Origin of the sequence: Streptomyces sp. A2-16 (assembly GCF_018128905.1) — a bacterium.
In the GTDB taxonomy this organism is placed as follows: domain Bacteria; phylum Actinomycetota; class Actinomycetes; order Streptomycetales; family Streptomycetaceae; genus Streptomyces.
Map to the genome: position 1 here is coordinate 3,363,932 of NZ_CP063808.1, position 16,686 is coordinate 3,380,617.

14 protein-coding genes are annotated in these 16,686 nt (G+C 71.7%); 7 read left to right on the forward strand and 7 right to left on the reverse strand.

The window, feature by feature from the left end; translation table 11 throughout:
• Positions 1 to 6 precede the first annotated feature (6 nt).
• Together iolD and iolC are read right to left on the reverse strand one after the other, a co-directional pair.
• Entirely contained in the window at positions 7 to 1,881 is a 1,875-nt protein-coding gene (gene iolD / locus IOD14_RS15195; protein WP_212670489.1) for a 3D-(3,5/4)-trihydroxycyclohexane-1,2-dione acylhydrolase (decyclizing), read from the reverse strand.
• Positions 1,882 to 2,351: 470 nt separating this feature from the next.
• Complete coding sequence (gene iolC, locus IOD14_RS15200) at positions 2,352 to 3,329, reverse strand: 5-dehydro-2-deoxygluconokinase (protein WP_212670490.1); 978 nt, start codon at positions 3,327 to 3,329, stop codon at positions 2,352 to 2,354.
• A gap of 257 nt (positions 3,330 to 3,586) precedes the next feature.
• On the opposite strand from iolC, the gene IOD14_RS15205 reads away from it, so the two are divergent.
• From IOD14_RS15205 to IOD14_RS15230, 6 genes are all read left to right on the forward strand, one after another.
• On the forward strand, positions 3,587 to 4,606 hold the full coding sequence (locus tag IOD14_RS15205; RefSeq protein WP_123993923.1) for a sugar ABC transporter substrate-binding protein: 1,020 nt from the start codon (positions 3,587 to 3,589) through the stop codon (positions 4,604 to 4,606).
• Positions 4,606 to 5,685 (forward strand): ABC transporter permease, encoded by a 1,080-nt coding sequence (locus tag IOD14_RS15210; RefSeq protein ID WP_123993922.1) that lies wholly within the window; start codon positions 4,606 to 4,608, stop codon positions 5,683 to 5,685. The genes IOD14_RS15205 and IOD14_RS15210 overlap by 1 nt, the downstream gene beginning before the upstream one ends.
• A gap of 8 nt (positions 5,686 to 5,693) precedes the next feature.
• A complete protein-coding gene (locus IOD14_RS15215; protein ID WP_123993921.1) occupies positions 5,694 to 6,614 on the forward strand; it encodes an ATP-binding cassette domain-containing protein in 921 nt (306 codons plus the stop codon).
• Between the two features lies 1 nt (position 6,615).
• The gene (locus IOD14_RS15220) at positions 6,616 to 7,518 is read left to right on the forward strand and encodes a sugar phosphate isomerase/epimerase (protein WP_123993920.1); all 903 of its coding nucleotides are present in this window, start codon (positions 6,616 to 6,618) and stop codon (positions 7,516 to 7,518) included.
• Between the two features lie 10 nt (positions 7,519 to 7,528).
• Positions 7,529 to 8,548, forward strand: coding sequence for a Gfo/Idh/MocA family oxidoreductase (locus IOD14_RS15225; protein WP_123993919.1), 1,020 nt, complete (start codon positions 7,529 to 7,531; stop codon positions 8,546 to 8,548).
• Between the two features lie 132 nt (positions 8,549 to 8,680).
• Positions 8,681 to 9,637, forward strand: a complete 957-nt coding sequence (locus IOD14_RS15230; RefSeq protein ID WP_212670491.1) for a hypothetical protein — start codon at positions 8,681 to 8,683, stop codon at positions 9,635 to 9,637.
• A 204-nt stretch (positions 9,638 to 9,841) separates the two neighbouring features.
• Here the strand turns inward: IOD14_RS15230 and IOD14_RS15235 are convergent, their stop codons facing one another.
• The 4 genes from IOD14_RS15235 to IOD14_RS15250 form a co-directional block, all read right to left on the reverse strand.
• Positions 9,842 to 11,131 carry an FAD-dependent oxidoreductase gene (locus IOD14_RS15235; protein WP_212670492.1) on the reverse strand — a complete coding sequence of 430 codons (1,290 nt, stop codon included), beginning with the start codon at positions 11,129 to 11,131 and terminating at the stop codon, positions 9,842 to 9,844.
• 141 nt (positions 11,132 to 11,272) lie between these two features.
• On the reverse strand, positions 11,273 to 12,277 hold the full coding sequence (locus IOD14_RS15240; RefSeq protein ID WP_123993916.1) for a Gfo/Idh/MocA family oxidoreductase: 1,005 nt from the start codon (positions 12,275 to 12,277) through the stop codon (positions 11,273 to 11,275).
• A gap of 56 nt (positions 12,278 to 12,333) precedes the next feature.
• Entirely contained in the window at positions 12,334 to 13,110 is a 777-nt protein-coding gene (locus IOD14_RS15245) for an SDR family oxidoreductase (RefSeq protein WP_123993915.1), read from the reverse strand.
• A 17-nt stretch (positions 13,111 to 13,127) separates the two neighbouring features.
• The gene (locus IOD14_RS15250) at positions 13,128 to 14,294 is read right to left on the reverse strand and encodes a phytanoyl-CoA dioxygenase family protein (RefSeq protein ID WP_212670493.1); all 1,167 of its coding nucleotides are present in this window, start codon (positions 14,292 to 14,294) and stop codon (positions 13,128 to 13,130) included.
• A gap of 107 nt (positions 14,295 to 14,401) precedes the next feature.
• Between IOD14_RS15250 and IOD14_RS15255 the strand changes: the two genes are divergently transcribed.
• Entirely contained in the window at positions 14,402 to 15,421 is a 1,020-nt protein-coding gene (locus IOD14_RS15255; RefSeq protein ID WP_123993913.1) for a LacI family DNA-binding transcriptional regulator, read from the forward strand.
• A gap of 49 nt (positions 15,422 to 15,470) precedes the next feature.
• Here IOD14_RS15255 and IOD14_RS15260 read toward each other — a convergent pair whose 3' ends face one another.
• Complete coding sequence (locus IOD14_RS15260) at positions 15,471 to 16,625, reverse strand: Gfo/Idh/MocA family oxidoreductase (protein WP_212670494.1); 1,155 nt, start codon at positions 16,623 to 16,625, stop codon at positions 15,471 to 15,473.
• Between the last annotated feature and the right edge of the window lie 61 nt (positions 16,626 to 16,686).

The following is a 16,686-nucleotide window of genomic DNA, read 5'->3' on the forward strand; positions in this document are numbered from 1 at the left end:
GGGCGGTCAGAGGTGGGTGCGGCGCGCGGCCGTCTGCCGGTCGTACTCGGTCCGCGCCCGCACGGCGGCCTCCCGCGACGCCGTCTCGGCCACCGGCACGTCCCACCACGCCTCCGCCGGGGGAGCGGTCGGGGTCGCGGTGTCCGTCTCGACGTAGACGCAGGTCGGGCGGTCCGAGGCGCGGGCCGTGGCCAGGGCCTCGCGCAGCTCCCGTACGGTCTTGGCGCGCAGCACGTCCATGCCGAGGCTCGCCGCGTTGGCGGCCAGGTCGACCGGGAGAGGGGCCCCGCTGAAGGTGCCGTCGGCGGCCCGGTAGCGGTACGCCGTGCCGAACCGCTCGCCGCCCACCGACTCCGACAGGCCGCCGATCGAGGCGTACCCGTGGTTCTGGATGAGGACCAGGTTGATCGGCAGGCCCTCCTGGACGGCCGTGACCAGCTCCGTCGGCATCATCAGGTACGTGCCGTCGCCGACCAGCGCCCACACGGGGGTGTCCGGGGTCGCCTGCTGGACGCCGATCGCCGCCGGGATCTCGTAGCCCATGCAGGAGTACCCGTACTCCAGGTGGTACTGGCGCGGGCTGCGGGCCCGCCACAGCTTGTGCAGGTCGCCGGGGAGCGAGCCCGCCGCGTTGATCACCACGTCGTCGTCGCCGACGACCGCGTCCAGCGCGCCGAGCAGCTGGGTCTGGGTCGGTACGGCGTTCTCGTCGTCGGCGCGGTAGGCCCGGTCCACCACCTGCTCCCAGCGCTCCTTGCCCGTGCCGTACTCGGCCGCGTACGCCACGTCCACGCGGTGGCCCGCCAGCGCCGACGCCAGCGCCTCCAGACCCGCCCGCGCGTCGCACACGACCGTCCGCGCGGCCAGCTTGTGGGCGTCGAAGGCGGTGATGTTGAGGTTGAGGAAGCGCACGTCCGGGTTCTGGAAGAGGGTGCCGGAGGCGGTGGTGAAGTCGGAGTAGCGGGTGCCCACGCCGATGACCAGGTCCGCGGTGCGCGCGAGGTCGTCGGCGACCGCCGTACCGGTGTGGCCGACGCCGCCGAGGTCCGCGGGGTGGTCGTGGCGCAGGGAGCCCTTGCCCGCCTGGGTGGACGTGACGGGGATGCCGGTGGCGTCCACCAGGGCCTTCAGGGCCTCCTCGGCCTCGCTGTGGTGGACCCCGCCGCCCGCCACGATCAGCGGGCGCGCGGCCCCGCGGATCGCCCGCACCGCCTCGGCCAGCTCCACGGGGTCGGGCGCGGGGCGCCGTGCCCGCCACACCCGCTCGGCGAAGAACTCCTCCGGCCAGTCGTACGCCTCCGCCTGGACGTCCTGGGGCAGGGCGAGGGTGACCGCGCCGGTCTCGGCCGGGTCGGCGAGGACCCGCATCGCCTGGAGCGCGGAGGGGATCAGGGCCTCGGGGCGGTGGATCCGGTCGAAGAAGCGGGACACCGGGCGCAGGGTGTCGTTCACCGACACGTCCGCCTCCGTCGGGTGCTCCAGCTGCTGCAGGAGCGGGTCGGCGGCGCGGGTGGCGAAGTAGTCGCCGGGCAGGAGCAGGACCGGGAGGCGGTTGATCGTCGCGAGGGCCGCGCCGGTGACCAGGTTCGTGGCCCCGGGGCCGATCGAGGTGGTGACCGCCTGGGCCGACAGCCGGTTGAGCTGCCGCGCGTGGCCGACGGCCGCGTGCACCATCGCCTGCTCGTTGCGGCCCTGGTGGAACGGCATCGCGTCCTCGCCCGCCTCCAGGAGGGCCTGGCCGATGCCCGCCACGTTTCCGTGGCCGAAGATGCCCCAGGTCCCGGCGATCAGCCGGTGCCGTACGCCGTCCCGCTCCGTGTACTGGACGGAGAGGAACCGCACCAGGGCTTGGGCGACGGTCAGGCGGGTGGTGGTGCTCATCAGGACTTCTCCGGTGCGGTGTGGAGGGGGCGGCGGGGGCGGTGTGGCGGTCGGGGAGGGCGCGGATCAGCCGGGTCCGCCGCGACGCCGAGGTCGTGGGAGACGGGGCCGGGCGGGCGCCCCGGGCGTGTGAGGCCGTCCTGGCCGTGGGTCCCGGCCCAGGAGATTCCGGCTCGTGCTCGTGCCGGCCCGGTGTCCGGCGCGGGGTGCGGTGGTGTGGGTCGACGGTTCGGTGCCGGGCGCGGTGGTGCGTGTCGACAGTCCGCCGCCGGGGGCGATGGTGCGGGTCAACGGTCCGCCGCCGGGCGCGATCGTGCCGGTCGACCGTCCGGTGCCGGGTGTCGAGACCGTCGTACGGGCATCCCGTGACCGGCACGTGCGGCCGCCGGCGGCGGTGGTGGTGCCCTGCGACCGTCGGGCGGCGGGAGCACGATTCGCCGGGCACCGGCCGCGTGCGGGCTCCCGGACGGTCACGGTGAGACGCCGTTCAGGAGACCGTCGATGTCCGCCTGCGTCGGCATCGCGGAGGAGCAGGCGAGGCGGGCGGCGACATGCGCGCCGGCCGCGTTCGCGTACCGGAGGGTCCGTTCCAGCTCCCAGCCGGACAGCAGACCGTGGCAGAGCGAGCCGCCGAACGCGTCGCCCGCGCCGAGACCGTTGACCACCTCGACCGGGACCGCGGGGACCCGCACGGTGGTGCCGTCCCGGTGCACGGCGAGGACACCTGCGGGACCCTGCTTCACCACGGCCAGCTCCACGCCCGCCGCCAGCAGCGCCTCGGCGCATGCTCGGGGCTCGCGGACTCCCGTGGCGATCTCGCACTCGTCGAGGTTGCCGACCGCGACGGTCGCGTGCCGCAGGGCCTCGGCGTAGTACGGGCGGGCTTCGTCGGGGTCCGTCCAGGCGCTGTCGGTCCACAGCGCGGGCCGCCAGTCGAGGTCGAAGACCGTGGTGCCCGCCCGGTCGCGGCACTTGAGCGCGGCGAGCGTGGCCGAGCGGCTCGGTTCCGCGCTCAGACCGGTGCCGGTGATCCAGAAGACGCGCGCCGCGCGGATGGCGTAGTAGTCGAGTTCGTCGGTGTGTATCTCCAGGTCGGGGGCCTGGGGACGGCGGTAGAAGTACAGCGGGAAGTCGTCCGGCGGAAAGAGCTCGCAAAAGGTGACAGGGGTCGCCGAGGACTCCACCGGCGTCACCCAACGGTTGTCGACGCCCAACTCCGTGAGGGTCTGGTGGAGATACGTGCCGAAGGGGTCGGCCCCGGTCCGGGTGATGACCGCGGTGGAGCGGCCGAGCCGCGCGGCTGCGACCGCGACGTTGGCCGCCGAGCCCCCGAGGAACTTCCCGAAGGACCGCACCTGGGCCAGCGGCACCCCCGACTGCAGCGGGTAGAGATCAACTCCGATACGGCCCATACTGATCACGTCGTACTGCTGCACTGGCTCGACCATGCGCGACGCTCCTCGATCCGGGCTGGGGACGCGGGGCCCTCTGGGCCGTTGCATCCCAGGTGTAGGACTCGAAGGGCAATGCTGTCAATAGTTTGTACTTACATTCGGACCTGATCGTGAAATGATGTCTTAACAAAGTATTGACAGCGGCAGCGCCAGGGGAGTTGGATCCCGTCCCAACGCAAGTTGGCGCGTTTTCGTAGATCCCGCCCCCTTTCCCGACGTTCTCCCCGTCGCACAGTGAGGTGCAAGGAAAGATGGACCGCTCTTCTCTCTCCCGTTCGCGGAGATTCGCTCCCGCCGTGGCCCTGGCTGCGGCCGCGGCCCTGACGCTCGCCGGCTGCTCCAGCAGCTCGGGCGGCAAGAAGTCCGAGGAGAGCGCGGACGGCGCCTCCGCGGGCAAGGCCACCACGCCCCGGATGACCATCGCGCTGGTCACCCACCAGTCGCCCGGCGACACCTTCTGGGACATCGTCCGCAAGGGCGCCCAGGCCGCCGCCGACAAGGACAACGTCAAGCTGGTCTACTCGGCCGACCCGAGCGCCGCCAGCCAGGCCAACCTGGTCCAGAACGCGATCGACCAGAAGGTCGACGGCATCGCGATCACCCTGGCCAAGCCGGACGCCCTCAAGGACGTCGTCGCCAAGGCCAAGCAGGCCGGGATACCCGTCGTCGGCCTGAACTCCGGGGTCAGCGAGTGGCAGAAGCTCGGCCTGATGGAGTTCTTCGGCCAGGACGAGACCGTGGCCGGCGAGGCGCTCGGCAAGCGGCTGAACGAGGAGGGCGCCAAGAACGCCGTCTGTGTCATCCAGGAGCAGGGCAACATCGGCCTCACCCAGCGCTGCGACGGTGTGAAGAAGACCTTCACCGGCAAGCTGCAGACGCTGAACGTCAACGGCACGGACATGCCGTCCGTGAAGTCGACGATCACCGCCAAGCTCACGCAGGACAAGTCCATCGACTACGTCGTCGCTCTCGGCGCGCCCTTCGCGCTGACCGCGGTGCAGTCGGCGGCCGACGCGGGCAGCAAGGCCAAGATCGCCACGTTCGACCTCAACAAGGACCTGACGGGCGCCATCAGCAAGGGCACCATCCAGTTCGCCGTCGACCAGCAGCCCTACCTCCAGGGCTACCTGGCGATCGACTCGCTGTGGCTCTACAAGAACAACGGCAACTACATGGGTGGCGGCGAGCAGCCGGTGCTGACCGGTCCGGCCTTCGTGGACAAGTCCAACGTCGAGGCCGTGGCCAAGTACGCCGCGAAGGGCACCAGGTGATGGGTATGACCCAGCACGCCGAGCCGGCGGTGACCACACCGCCGGCCTCCGGCCCCGGCAAGGTCAAGGACGGGCGGACCGCTGAACGCCCGCTCGCCATCCGCCTGTTGGCCCGGCCCGAGGTCGGGGTCTTCCTGGGCGCGGTGGCGGTGTGGGTGTTCTTCCTGATCGCCGCGCCGCCCGTGCGTGAGGGCAGCTCGATGGCGACGATCCTGTATCAGTCGTCGACGATCGGGATCATGGCACTGCCGGTCGCGCTGCTGATGATCGGCGGCGAGTTCGACCTGTCGGCGGGCGTCGCGGTGATCACCTCGGCGCTGACCGCGTCGATGTTCGCCTTCCAGCTCACCCTGAACGTGTGGGCCGGTGTGTTCGTGGCCCTGCTGGTGTCGCTCGCGATCGGGTTCCTCAACGGCTGGCTGGTCGTCAAGACCGGTCTGCCCAGCTTCCTGATCACCCTGGGCACCTTCCTGATCCTGCAGGGCGCCAACCTGGCCGTCACCAAGCTCGTGACCGACAACGTCGCCACCGACGACATCTCCAACATGGACGGCTTCGACCAGGCCAAGAAGGTCTTCGCCAGTTCCTTCGAGGTCGGCGGCGTCGAGATCAAGATCACGATTGTGTACTGGCTCGTCTTCGCCGCGCTGGCGACCTGGGTGCTGCTGCGCACCAAGTACGGCAACTGGATCTTCGCGGTCGGCGGCAACAAGGACTCCGCGCGAGCCGTCGGTGTGCCGGTGACGTTCACGAAGATCAGCCTGTTCATGCTGGTCGGCTTCGGCGCCTGGTTCGTCGGCATGCACAACCTGTTCTCCTTCAACACCGTGCAGTCCGGCGAGGGCGTGGGCCAGGAACTCATCTACATCTCGGCCGCGGTGATCGGCGGCTGTCTGCTGACCGGCGGCGCCGGATCCGCGATCGGCCCGGTCTTCGGGGCGTTCATGTTCGGCATGGTCCAGCAGGGCATCGTCTTCGCCAACTGGAACCCGGACTGGTTCAAGGCCTTCCTCGGCGTGATGCTGCTCGGCGCCGTCCTGATCAATCTGTGGGTCAGCCGCACGGCGACCCGGAGGTGACCCACCCCATGACCAACAGCAACGAAGAAGCGGGCACCCACGGCGCGATCCTCGCCGACACGCCCGAGACCGGCCCCGGCGACGGTGTGATCGTCGAACTGCGCAACGCGGGCAAGTCGTACGGCAACATCCGCGCCCTGCACGGGGTGAGCCTGCAGGTGCGGCCCAGCCAGGTCACCTGCGTCCTGGGCGACAACGGCGCCGGCAAGTCCACCCTGATCAAGATCATCTCGGGGCTGCACCAGCACACCGAGGGCGAGTTCCTCGTCGACGGCACCCCGGTGCGCTTCTCCACCCCCCGTGAGGCCCTCGACAAGGGCATCGCGACCGTCTACCAGGACCTCGCCGTCGTCCCGCTGATGCCGGTGTGGCGCAACTTCTTCCTCGGCTCCGAGATGACCAAGGGCCCCTGGCCCATCCGTCGCCTGGACATCGAGGCGATGAAGAAGACCGCGGACGAGGAACTGCGCAACATGGGCATCGTCCTCGACGACCTCGAACAGCCCATCGGCACCCTCTCCGGCGGCCAGCGCCAGTGCGTGGCCATCGCCCGCGCCGTCTACTTCGGCGCCCGTGTGCTGATCCTGGACGAGCCGACCGCCGCCCTGGGCGTGAAGCAGTCCGGTGTGGTGCTCAAGTACGTGGCAGCCGCCCGCGACCGGGGGCTCGGGGTCATCTTTATCACCCACAATCCCCACCACGCCTTCATGGTCGGCGACCACTTCAGCGTGCTGCGCCTGGGCACCATGGAACTGTCCGCGGCCCGGGACCGGATCACCCTCGAAGAGCTCACCAACCACATGGCCGGCGGCGCCGAACTCGCAGCCCTCAAGCACGAGTTGTCCCAGGTTCGTGGCGTCGACACCGAGGCTCTGCCGGAAGAGGAAGACCTCACCGTGTCGACGGCCGGCGGCGAGGGGAAGTCCTGAGATGACGGCCCCGCTCGACCGCATCCGCGTCGGTTCCGCCCCGGACTCCTGGGGCGTCTGGTTCCCCGACGACCCGGCGCAGGTGCCGTGGGAACGCTTCCTGGACGAGGTCGCCGAGGCGGGCTACTCCTGGATCGAGCTGGGGCCGTACGGCTATCTGCCGACCGACCCGGCCCGGCTGACCGACGAGATCGCCCGGCGCGACCTGAAGGTCTCGGCGGGCACGGTCTTCACCGGTCTGCACCGCGGCCCCTCGGTCTGGGAGTCGACCTGGGAGCATGTCAGCCAGGTCGCCGCGCTCACCCAGGCCATGGGCGCGAAGCACCTCGTCGTCATCCCGTCCTTCTGGCGCGACGACAAGACCGCCGAGATCCTGGAGCCGCCCGAGCTGACCCACGAGCAGTGGGCCCACCTCACCAAGGGCATGGAACGGCTCGGCCACGAGGTGAAGGAGGCGTACGGACTCGACATCGTCGTCCATCCGCACGCCGACACCCACCTCGACACCGAGGACCACGTCGAGCACTTCCTCGACTCGACGGACTCCGAGCTCGTCAACCTCTGCCTGGACACCGGGCATTACGCCTACTGCGGCGGGGACAGCGTCAAGCTCATCGAGACGTACGGCGAGCGCATCGGCTATCTGCACCTCAAGCAGGTCGACCCGGAGATCCTCGCGGACGTCGTGCGGAACGAGGTGCCGTTCGGCCCGGCCGTCCAGCGCGGGGTGATGTGCGAACCGCCGTCCGGCGTACCCGAGTTGGGGCCGGTCCTGGTGGCCGCGCAGAAGCTCGGTGTGGAGCTGTTCGCCATCGTCGAGCAGGACATGTACCCGTGCGAGCCGGACAAGCCGCTGCCGATCGCGGTGCGCACCCGGCAGTTCCTGAGGTCCTGCGGCGCCTGAAGGGATGACCATGACCGAGCGAGGCACCCTGGGTGTCGCCGTCATCGGCACCGGCAAGATGGGCGCGGACCACGTCCGACGGATCGACGAGGTCATCAGCGGCGCCCGGGTGAGCGCCGTCGTGGACATCGACGCGGAACGCGCCAAACAGGTCGCCGCCCGGGTCGACGGGTGCACCGCCCACACCGACCCTGCCGCCGCGATGACGGCGGCCGACGTCGACGCCGTCCTCATCGCCTCCTCCGGGCCCGCCCACGAGGCGGCGCTGCTCCAGGCCCTGGAGCTCGACCTGCCCGTGCTGTGCGAGAAGCCGCTCACCCCGGACGCGGCCTCCGCGCTGCGCGTGCTGGAGGCCGAGCAGCGACTCGGTCGGCGGCGCGTCCAGGTGGGCTTCATGCGGCGCTACGACGCCGAGTACGTCAAGCTCAAGTCCCTTCTGGAGAGCGGCCAGTTGGGGCGGCCGCTGATGCTGCACAACCGGCACCGCAACGCCGCGAGCCCGCCCTTCTTCACCAGTTCCATGCTGATCAGCGACTCCGTGGCCCATGAGACCGACGTGACCCGCTGGCTGCTCGGACACGAGATAACGGCGGTCACGGTGCTGCGTCCGACCCCGTCGGCGAACGCCCCGGACGATCTCCAGGACCCGCAGTTCGTCGTCTTCGAGACCGACGGCGGCGCCCTCGCCGACGTGGAGATCTTCGTCAACTGCGGCTTCGGCTACCAGGTCCAGGCCGAGGCCGTCTGCGAACGCGGCACCGCCCGCATCGGCGACGGACACGCCATGGTCACCAACATGGCCGGGCGGTGGGGCGGCACCATCGCCCAGGACTTCGTCGAACGCTTCGCCGACGCCTACGACCGCGAGGTCCAGGCCTGGGTCGACGCCACCCGGCGGGGCGAGGTCACCGGCCCCGGCGTGTGGGACGGCTACGCGGCCGCCGCGGTGTGCGAGGCGGGCGTGCGCTCGCTGAACGAGGGCGGTCGGGTACCGGTGGAGCTCGTGGAGCGGCCCGCCCTGTACGGCTGACCGGGTGCCGAACAGGGGGAGTTCGGCGAAGTTCCCCCGTGCTCGCTACGTACCCCCGGAATCGCGGCACCGGCGCGGCCCCCTGTGCCACCATGGCGCGGCTGTCCTCGGCGGGGCGGCGAGGGGGTGCGCATGGGACTCGTACGGATACTGCTGCCGTTGCCGCGCGTGGCGGCCAAATGGGCGCCGGAGAAGGGCGGACCGCTGTTGGGGGCCGCGCTGTCGTCCTGCGTCACACCGTCCTGGGCGGGGCTGCGGTCGCCGTCGCCCGCGCGGCGGCTCGCCTGGGCCGAGGAGGCGGTCGCTGTCTACCGCGCGACGGCCGACGCGGACGGGCTGAGCCGTGCTCTGGCGCTGCGTGCCCACGCGTTGCTGCTGTCGGGTCGGCACGAGGAGGCGGGCACGGCCGCGGCCGCCGTGCCGGATCAGGCGTCCCCGGCGCTGACCGCCTTCCTCGGGGACGTGCGGGCGCAGGCGCTCGCGGGCCTCGGCCGGGCCGAGGAGGCCGTGTCGGTGGCACACGCATCCGTGCGGGCGTACCGCGGCCTGAGCGCCGTCGACCGCAGGGACCGGGCGCTCGGCAGTCTGCCCGGCGCGCTGCGCACGTACGGGATGCTGCTCGCCGCGGTCGGCCGCAGCGAGGAGTCCGTGGCCGTCTACGAGGAGTGTGCCGCGCTCCTCGCCGCCATGTCGCTCCGGGAGTTGGCGCACGTCGAGCTGGTGCGACCGCAGGTGCTCGCCGAACTGGTCGCCGTACTGCGGGCCCTGGGCCGGTACACGGACGCGCTGGGTGTGGGCCCCGAGGCCCGGGAGGCGCTGCGGGGCCCTCTCGCATGGGCCGTCCCCGAGATCGTCCTGCCCCTGCGCGCCCGGCTCCTGATCGACCTCGCCCGCTGCCACAGCGCCACCGGTGACCCGGCCGAGACCCGTGCCTGCGCCATGGCGGCGGTCGTCGAGGCGCGCAAACCGCACGGAGCGGACGCGCTGCCGGCGGCCCTGGACTGCCTCGCCGATGTGCTCGGCCAACTGGGCCAGACCGACAAGGAGTTGAGCACCCGCCGCGAGCTCGCCGCGCTGCGAGAGGCATAACAGCACCCCCGGACCGGCCGTGGGCGTGGCTCGCTCCCCGAGGCCGGCGTCAGTCGTCGCCGTGCTGCGCTACGACCCGGTCGCGGGCTCGGCGCCCGTGCGGGCGGTGGCGACGCGCCATGTCCTGGGCCACAGCGCACTCCACGAGACGGCCGTGGGCGTGACTCGCTCCCCGAGGCCGGCGTCAGTCGTCGCCGTGCTGCGCTACGACCCGGTCGCGGGCTCGGCGCCTCGTGCGGGCGGGAAGTGGTGGCGGGCCAGGTCCTGGGCGTGGGCCACGGTGCACTCCACGAGCTCGAACGCGGGCAGTCCGCCGACGTAGTAGGTGCGGTGCCGGCCCTGCAGCGCGTCGAGCCGGTCCAGGGCGCCCTCCCTGAGGTCTTCGCCGCCGAAGTGCGGCATGAACGCCCACTCGCGCCGGAGATGCACCTCCTCCAGCCGCCCGCCGAGGGCCGCGACGTCCTCCCGCAGCAGCGCGGTCACGTCGCCGGGGCGGCCGTAGGAGTAGAAGGTCCGCACCTCGCTGCCGGGATAGCGGTGGTGGTACGAGACGCAGTGGCCGGACGTCTCGCGGCTCGCGGTGTGCGCGCCGAGGAAGTAGAAGGCGTCCGCCGGGAGGCCGGACGCGGCGGCGAGGGTGGTGTGGTAGGCGTGGTGGCGGATCCGCGCGGCCAGGTCGCGTTCCTCGTCGGTGGCGTCCAGGACCGGCAGGATCCGGTCCGGCGCGACCGCGAACACCACGTCGTCCGCCCCGACCGGGCCGGAGTCGGTGCGCACCCGCACCCCGTCCTCGCGGCGCTCCACCGACGTCACGCGCACCCCGCAGCGCACGTCCTTCAGCTCCTCCGCGACCCGGCGCCACAGCGTGGCGAACCCGCCGACCACCGTGAAGTCGCCCGGATGGCCCAGGAGTTCGGGCCCTGGGTCCAGCAGCCCCGTCATCTCCGCGTACTTGACGAAGTACAGCGCGGGAACGTCGTCGTCGAGATGGCCGTAACCGGCCGCCGTGTACCCGGTGCCGAAGGAGTCGGCCATGGACCCCAGCCCGTGCTCGGCGAGCCATGCGCCCACGGGAGCGGCGAGCGCCCGGGCGGAGTGGGCGAGTCCCGGTTCCGCGATGCGGGGGAACTCCCGCTCCCGCAGGGCCCGGTAGCGCCGGAGGCCGCCGTCGCGCAGGAACGCCATCGACTGGCGGACGGCACCTCCCGAGCCGTCGAGGACGCGGTAGCGGCTGGTGCGCTCGGTCTCCACGTCCAGTTCGGTCAGCAACCGCGCGACCCGTTCGTATCTGCTGGTGCAGATGTGGCCGCCGAGGTCGTAGGCGCGGCCGTCGACGTGCACGCTCTGGCACTTCCCGGCCACCGTGTCCCGCTCCTCCAGGACGGTCACACGGTGCCCGGCGCGCTCCAGTTCGCGGGCGACCGCCAGGCCGCTCGGTCCTGCGCCCACGACGGCCACGGTTCGGGGGCCCGTGATGTCCCGTAACTCCTGCATGCTCGTGACTCCTGGGTCGGTCGGACGTGGAAAGCTCTCATGGTCGTACGGAGAGATCACGTGACCGTAAACGGGCCCGGGAGGCGCGGTGTTCACCCCTGTGTCCCGAGTGGTCAGGCACCCGGGACACAGGGGGAGTACTCAGGCGGAGCGGACCTCGGCGATCGTCACCGGGCGGTGCTCGTGCAGGGACAGCGTGCACGCCTCGGCGATCCAGCCCGCCTCCAGGGCGTCCGCGATGGTGCACGGCGAGGGCCGCCGGCCGGCCACGACCTCGGTGAACGCGGTGAGTTCGGCGCGGTAGGCGGCCGTGAAGCGGTCCATGAAGAAGTCGTGCGGGGTGCCCGCGGGGAAGGTCACACCGGGCTCGACCGAGCGCAGCGGGAGCTTGTCCTCGAGGCCCACGGCGATGGAGTCCGTGAAGCCGTGGATCTCCATGCGGACGTCGTAACCCCGGGCGTTGTGACGGGAGTTGGAGACCACCGCGATGGTGCCGTCGTCGAGGGTGAGGATCGCGCCGGTGGTGTCGGCGTCGCCCGCCTCCTTGATGTACTCGGCGCCCCGGTTGCCGCCGACGGCGTACACCTCGACGACCTCGCGGCCGGTCACCCAGCGGATGATGTCGAAGTCGTGCACCGAGCAGTCCCGGAAGATGCCCCCGGAGGCGGCGACGTAGGCGGCCGGCGGCGGGGCCGGGTCCAGGGTGGTCGAGCGCACGGTGTGCAGCTTGCCCAGCTCACCGCTCTGCACGGCGGCCCGGGCGTTGACGAAACCGGTGTCGAAGCGGCGGTTGTAGCCGATCTGGATCGGTACGTCGCTGCCCTCGACGGCCCTGAGGACCTCGACGCCCTCGCTCATGTGCTTGGCGACGGGCTTCTCGCAGAAGACGGGGATGCCCGCCTCGACGCCGGCCAGGATCAGCCCGGGGTGGGCGTCCGTGGCGGCGGCGACCACGATGCCGTCCACGCCGGCGGCCAGCAGGGCCTCGGGCGAGTCCACGACCTCGCCGCCGAACCGCTCCGCGGCGGACTTGGCGGCCTCCGCGAAGGGGTCGGTGAGCACGAGCGACTCGACCGCGTCGAGTCCGGAGAGGGTCTCGGCGTGGAAGGCGCCGATGCGGCCGAGGCCGAGGATTCCGATGCGCATGGGGGTGCAGCTCCTTGAGGGTGTTTCCGGTGAGCGGAGAAGGAGGTTCGAAGGGGTCAGTCGAGGCCGCCGAGGACGTTCTGGTCCCAGTCGATCACCGATCCGGTGACCACGCCCGACCGGTCGGACAGCAGGAGGACCACGAAGTCGGCGATCTCGTCGGGCTGGCCGAGCTTGCCCATCGGCAGCTTGGCCGCGGCCTCCTCGCGCCAGTCGTCGCCGGCGCCGTGGAAGGTCTTCTGGGTCGCGTCCTCGCCCTCGGTGGCCGTCCACCCGATGTTCAGGCCGTTGATCCGCACCCGGTCCCAGCGGTGGGCGTGCGCGGCGTTGCGGGTCAGGCCGATCAGACCGGCCTTAGCGGCCACGTAGGGCGCCAGGAACGGCTGCCCGCCGTGCGCCGAGGACGTGATGATGTTGACGACCGTGCCGGGCGCCCCCCGGCCGACCATGTCCGCCACGGCCGCCTGCATGGCGAAGAACGGCGCCTTCAGGTTGATCGCGATGTGCTGGTCGAACAGCTCGGGCGTGGTGTCCAGGAGCGTGCCCCGGGAGGTGAGCCCCGCGGAGTTCACCAGGCAGTCGACGCGGCCGTACGCCTCGACGACCCGGGTCACCGAGGCCTTGGCCTGCTCGGCGTCGGCGAGGTCGGCGCGGACGAACAGAGCCTTGCCGCCGGCCGCCTCCAGCTCCGCCACCAGTGCCTCACCCGGCTCCGGCCTGCGGCCGGTGACGGCCACGACCGCCCCCTCACGGACGGCGGCCCGGGCGATGGCGGCGCCGACGCCCTGGCTGCCGCCGTTGACGAGGACGACCTTGTCGTCGAGAAGTCCCATGGATGTGCCAGTACCTTTCAGCTCGTGCGCCGGTCGGCGCCGGCCCGCAGTGCGTCCCGCAGCACCCGCGGGTTCCAGCCCTCGGCGAGCGCCTGACGTACGAGGTCCGCCTGCGAGGGCGGGGCCAGTCCGTCGACCGGCGGGTCGCTGTCGAGGTTGGTGGGGAAGGGATAGCCCTCGGCGCTCGCGGCGATCACGTTGTCCAGCCAGTGCGCGTCGGCGCCGTCCGCCCGGCGCCGCAGCAGCACCGGATAGACCGCGTTCGAGACCGCCTCCCGGTCCACGGTCTCCATCGCCCGACCGAAGGCCGAGGAGACCTGGAGCAGGTTGGCCGTGCGCCGCACGTCCGTGGTGCGGTTGGTGCCGGCCGCGTGGAACAGGGCCGGGTTGAAGAAGACGGCGTCGCCCTTCGCGAGCGGCAGCTGAACGTGGTGCTCCTTGAAGTAGGCCTGGAACTCCGGCCGACGCCACGCCAGATACCCGGGCTCGAACAGCTGCGAGAACGGCAGGTACAGGGTCGGACCCGACTCCACCGGCATGTCGCAGTGCGCGACCGCGCCCTGGAGCGTGAGCACGGGGGAGAGGCGGTGCACGTGCGCCGGATAGGCCGCGGCCGCCTCGTCGGAGAGGAAACCGAGGTGGTAGTCGCGGTGCACGGTCTGCGCGAGGCCGCCCGGGTTGACCACGTTGACCTGCGAGGTGACCTGGTACCCCGGGCCGAGCCAGGCCTCGGACGCCAGGGCGATCACGGGGTTGGCGTAGTAGTCGGCGAACGCCGAGGGGTCGTACAGGGCCGCCTTCTCCAGCGCGTTCCACACCCGCTCGTTGGCGCCGGGCTTCGCGAAGTGGTCACCGGCGGTCGCGCCCGCCGCGTACTGCTCGCGGATCAGCGAGTCGAACACCTCGGTGAACCGGTCCACGACCGCGTGATCGGGAAACGCCCCCCGGAAGACCACGACGCCGGGTCCGTCGGCCAGGGCCCGCACCAGTTCCTCCTGGACCTGTCGGCGGTCCTTGGCGCCGAGAACGCGCTCGGCGTCGTACAGCAGGACGTTCTGCTCCACCCCGGAGGCGTGCGGGTGGTCGGCGAGGTCGGCCGTCCGCTCGACGAGCGCGCGGAACGAGTCGAGGTCGCAGTCCTGCTCGGACAGCCAGGCACGGCGGTGTACGGCGGTGAAGGACATCTGCGTCCTCTCGGTGACAGGGGCGACTCAGCGCTGTCATTCTTGTCATGACAAAGGCGTCGAACAACCAGCAGGCAGCCATCAAAAACCCCTCAAGGAGCAGACGCGTGGGTCACCCCTACCCGATCCGGGAAATCGCACGTCAGGCGGGGCTGAGCGAGGCCACCGTCGACCGGGTGCTGAACGGCAGGGGAGGGGTCCGGGAGAACACGGCCCGCGAGGTCCGCCAGGCGATCACCGACCTGGACCGGCAGCGCACCCAGGTCCGGCTGGTCGGCCGCACCTTCATGATCGACATAGTGATGCAGACCCCGGAGCGCTTCTCCACGGCCGTCCGCGCGGCCCTGGAGGCCGAACTGCCCGCCCTGCACCCCGCCGTCCTGCGCTCGCGCTTCCACTTCCGCGAGACCGGCCCGGTGACGGAACTGACGAGGATCCTCGACCGGATAGCCCGGCGCGGCTCCCAGGGCGTCATCCTCAAGGCACCGGACGTCCCCGAGGTCACGGCGGCCGTCGGCCGGCTCGCGGAGGCCGGCATCCCCGTGGTCACCCTGGTCACCGATCTGCCCTCCACGGCCCGCCTCGCCTACGTCGGCATCGACAACCGGGCGGCCGGGGCGACCGCCGCCTACCTCATGGGCCAGTGGCTCGGCGACCGGCCCGGGAACGTCCTCACGAGCCTCAGCAGCGGTTTCTTCCGCAACGAGGAGGAACGCGAGATGGGCTTCCGCAGCGCGATGCGCGCCCGGCACCCCGAGCGCGCGGTGGTGGAGATCGCCGAGGGCCAGGGCCTGGACGCCACGCAGTACGACCTCGTCCGGGCCGCCCTCGAACGGGATCCGGAGATCCGCGCGGTCTACTCGATCGGCGGGGGCAACATCGCCACCCTGCGGGCCTTCGAGGACCTGGGCAGGGAGTGCGCGGTGTTCGTGGCCCACGACCTCGACCACGACAACGACCGGCTGCTGCGGGAACACCGCCTGTCGGCCGTGCTGCACCACGATCTGCGCCAGGACATGCGCGAGGCCTGCCACATCGTGATGCGGGCGCACGGAGCGCTGCCGCCCGCGGGGCCGACGACGCCGTCGGCGATACAGGTGGTGACGCCGTACAACATGCCGTACTGACGCGCCGTACCGACGCGTCCCCCGCGCGCCGACCGCCCCACCGGGGCCGTCACACCCGCACGTCCACCCACGAACCGCTCTGCGCGGACCGCGCCATCGCGTCCAGTACGGTCGCGCTGTGCACGGCGTCCGCCAGCGTGGCCCCGTACGAGGTGCCCTCGGCGACCGAACGCAGGAAGCGGTACGCCTCCACGACCTTCAGGTCGTCGTAGCCCATCGCGTTGGCCGCGCCCGGCTGGAAGGCGCCGAACTCGCCGTCGCCCGGGCCCACGTACACCGTGCCGACCGGCTGGTCCTGGTAGCTCGTGCCGCGGCTGACGCCCAGCTCGCCCATGCGGCGGAAGTCCCAGAACACCGCGCCCTTCGTGCCGTGCACCTCGAAGCCGTAGTTGTTCTGCTCACCGACCGAGACCCGGCAGGCCTCCAGGACACCCCGGGCGCCGGAGGCGAAACGCACCAGGCAGTTGACGTAGTCCTCGTTCTCGACCGGCCCGAGCTCCCCGGTGGCCAGGGTGTGCCCGGCGGTGGCGCCGGTGGGGCGGGCGCGCTCCGGCAGGAAGATCGCGGTGTCGGCGGTGAGGGAGGAGATGTCGCCGAGCAGGAAGCGGGCCAGGTCGGCGCCGTGCGAGGCCAGGTCGCCGAGCACTCCGCTGCCGCCGCGTTCGCGTTCGTAGCGCCAGGTCAGGGCGCCCTGCGGATGGGCCGCGTAGTCGCTGAAGAGCCGGACGCGGACATGGGTGACCGTGCCGATCTCCCCGGAGGCGATGAGCTCGCGGGCGGTCTCCACGGCGGGTGCGTTGCGGTAGTTGAAGCCGACCGCGCTGTGCACACCGGCCCTGTCCGCCGCGTCGGCCACCGCCCGCGCGTCCTCGGCGGTCAGGCCCACCGGCTTCTCGATCCAGATGTGCTTGCCGGCCTCGGCCATCGCCACGCCGATCTCACGGTGCAGGAAGTTCGGGGCGGTGATGCTGACGGCCCGCACCCGGGGGTCGGCGGCGATCTCGCGCCAGTCGCGGGTCGTCGAGGCGAACCCGAACTGCGCGGCGGCCTCCTCGGCCCGCCCCGGCACGTCCTCGGCAACGGTCACGAGCTCGGGCAGCAGCGCGAGCCGGGGGTAGTGGTGGCGCACGCGGGCGTAGGCCTGGGTGTGCACCCGCCCCATCCAGCCGAATCCGACGACGGCGACACCGAGCGTATCGACCATGGGGAGCACCTCTTTGGACCGTTCCATTACGTGTCCAGCTCACCTTGGGTGCCGTATTCGC

Bases quoted from the DNA above. Each gene is read 5' to 3' on its own strand.
- IOD14_RS15220 (WP_123993920.1), top strand. From the start codon at position 6,616: ATGACGGCCCCGCTCGACCGCATCCGCGTCGGTTCCGCCCCGGACTCC.
- IOD14_RS15230 (WP_212670491.1), top strand. From the start codon at position 8,681: ATGGGACTCGTACGGATACTGCTGCCGTTGCCGCGCGTGGCGGCCAAA.
- IOD14_RS15250 (WP_212670493.1), bottom strand. From the start codon at position 14,294: ATGTCCTTCACCGCCGTACACCGCCGTGCCTGGCTGTCCGAGCAGGAC.
- IOD14_RS15245 (WP_123993915.1), bottom strand. From the start codon at position 13,110: ATGGGACTTCTCGACGACAAGGTCGTCCTCGTCAACGGCGGCAGCCAG.
- IOD14_RS15205 (WP_123993923.1), top strand. From the start codon at position 3,587: ATGGACCGCTCTTCTCTCTCCCGTTCGCGGAGATTCGCTCCCGCCGTG.
- iolC (WP_212670490.1), bottom strand. From the start codon at position 3,329: ATGGTCGAGCCAGTGCAGCAGTACGACGTGATCAGTATGGGCCGTATC.
- IOD14_RS15225 (WP_123993919.1), top strand. From the start codon at position 7,529: ATGACCGAGCGAGGCACCCTGGGTGTCGCCGTCATCGGCACCGGCAAG.
- IOD14_RS15215 (WP_123993921.1), top strand. From the start codon at position 5,694: ATGACCAACAGCAACGAAGAAGCGGGCACCCACGGCGCGATCCTCGCC.
- IOD14_RS15260 (WP_212670494.1), bottom strand. From the start codon at position 16,625: ATGGTCGATACGCTCGGTGTCGCCGTCGTCGGATTCGGCTGGATGGGG.
- IOD14_RS15235 (WP_212670492.1), bottom strand. From the start codon at position 11,131: ATGCAGGAGTTACGGGACATCACGGGCCCCCGAACCGTGGCCGTCGTG.
- IOD14_RS15240 (WP_123993916.1), bottom strand. From the start codon at position 12,277: ATGCGCATCGGAATCCTCGGCCTCGGCCGCATCGGCGCCTTCCACGCC.
- IOD14_RS15210 (WP_123993922.1), top strand. From the start codon at position 4,606: ATGGGTATGACCCAGCACGCCGAGCCGGCGGTGACCACACCGCCGGCC.
- iolD (WP_212670489.1), bottom strand. From the start codon at position 1,881: ATGAGCACCACCACCCGCCTGACCGTCGCCCAAGCCCTGGTGCGGTTC.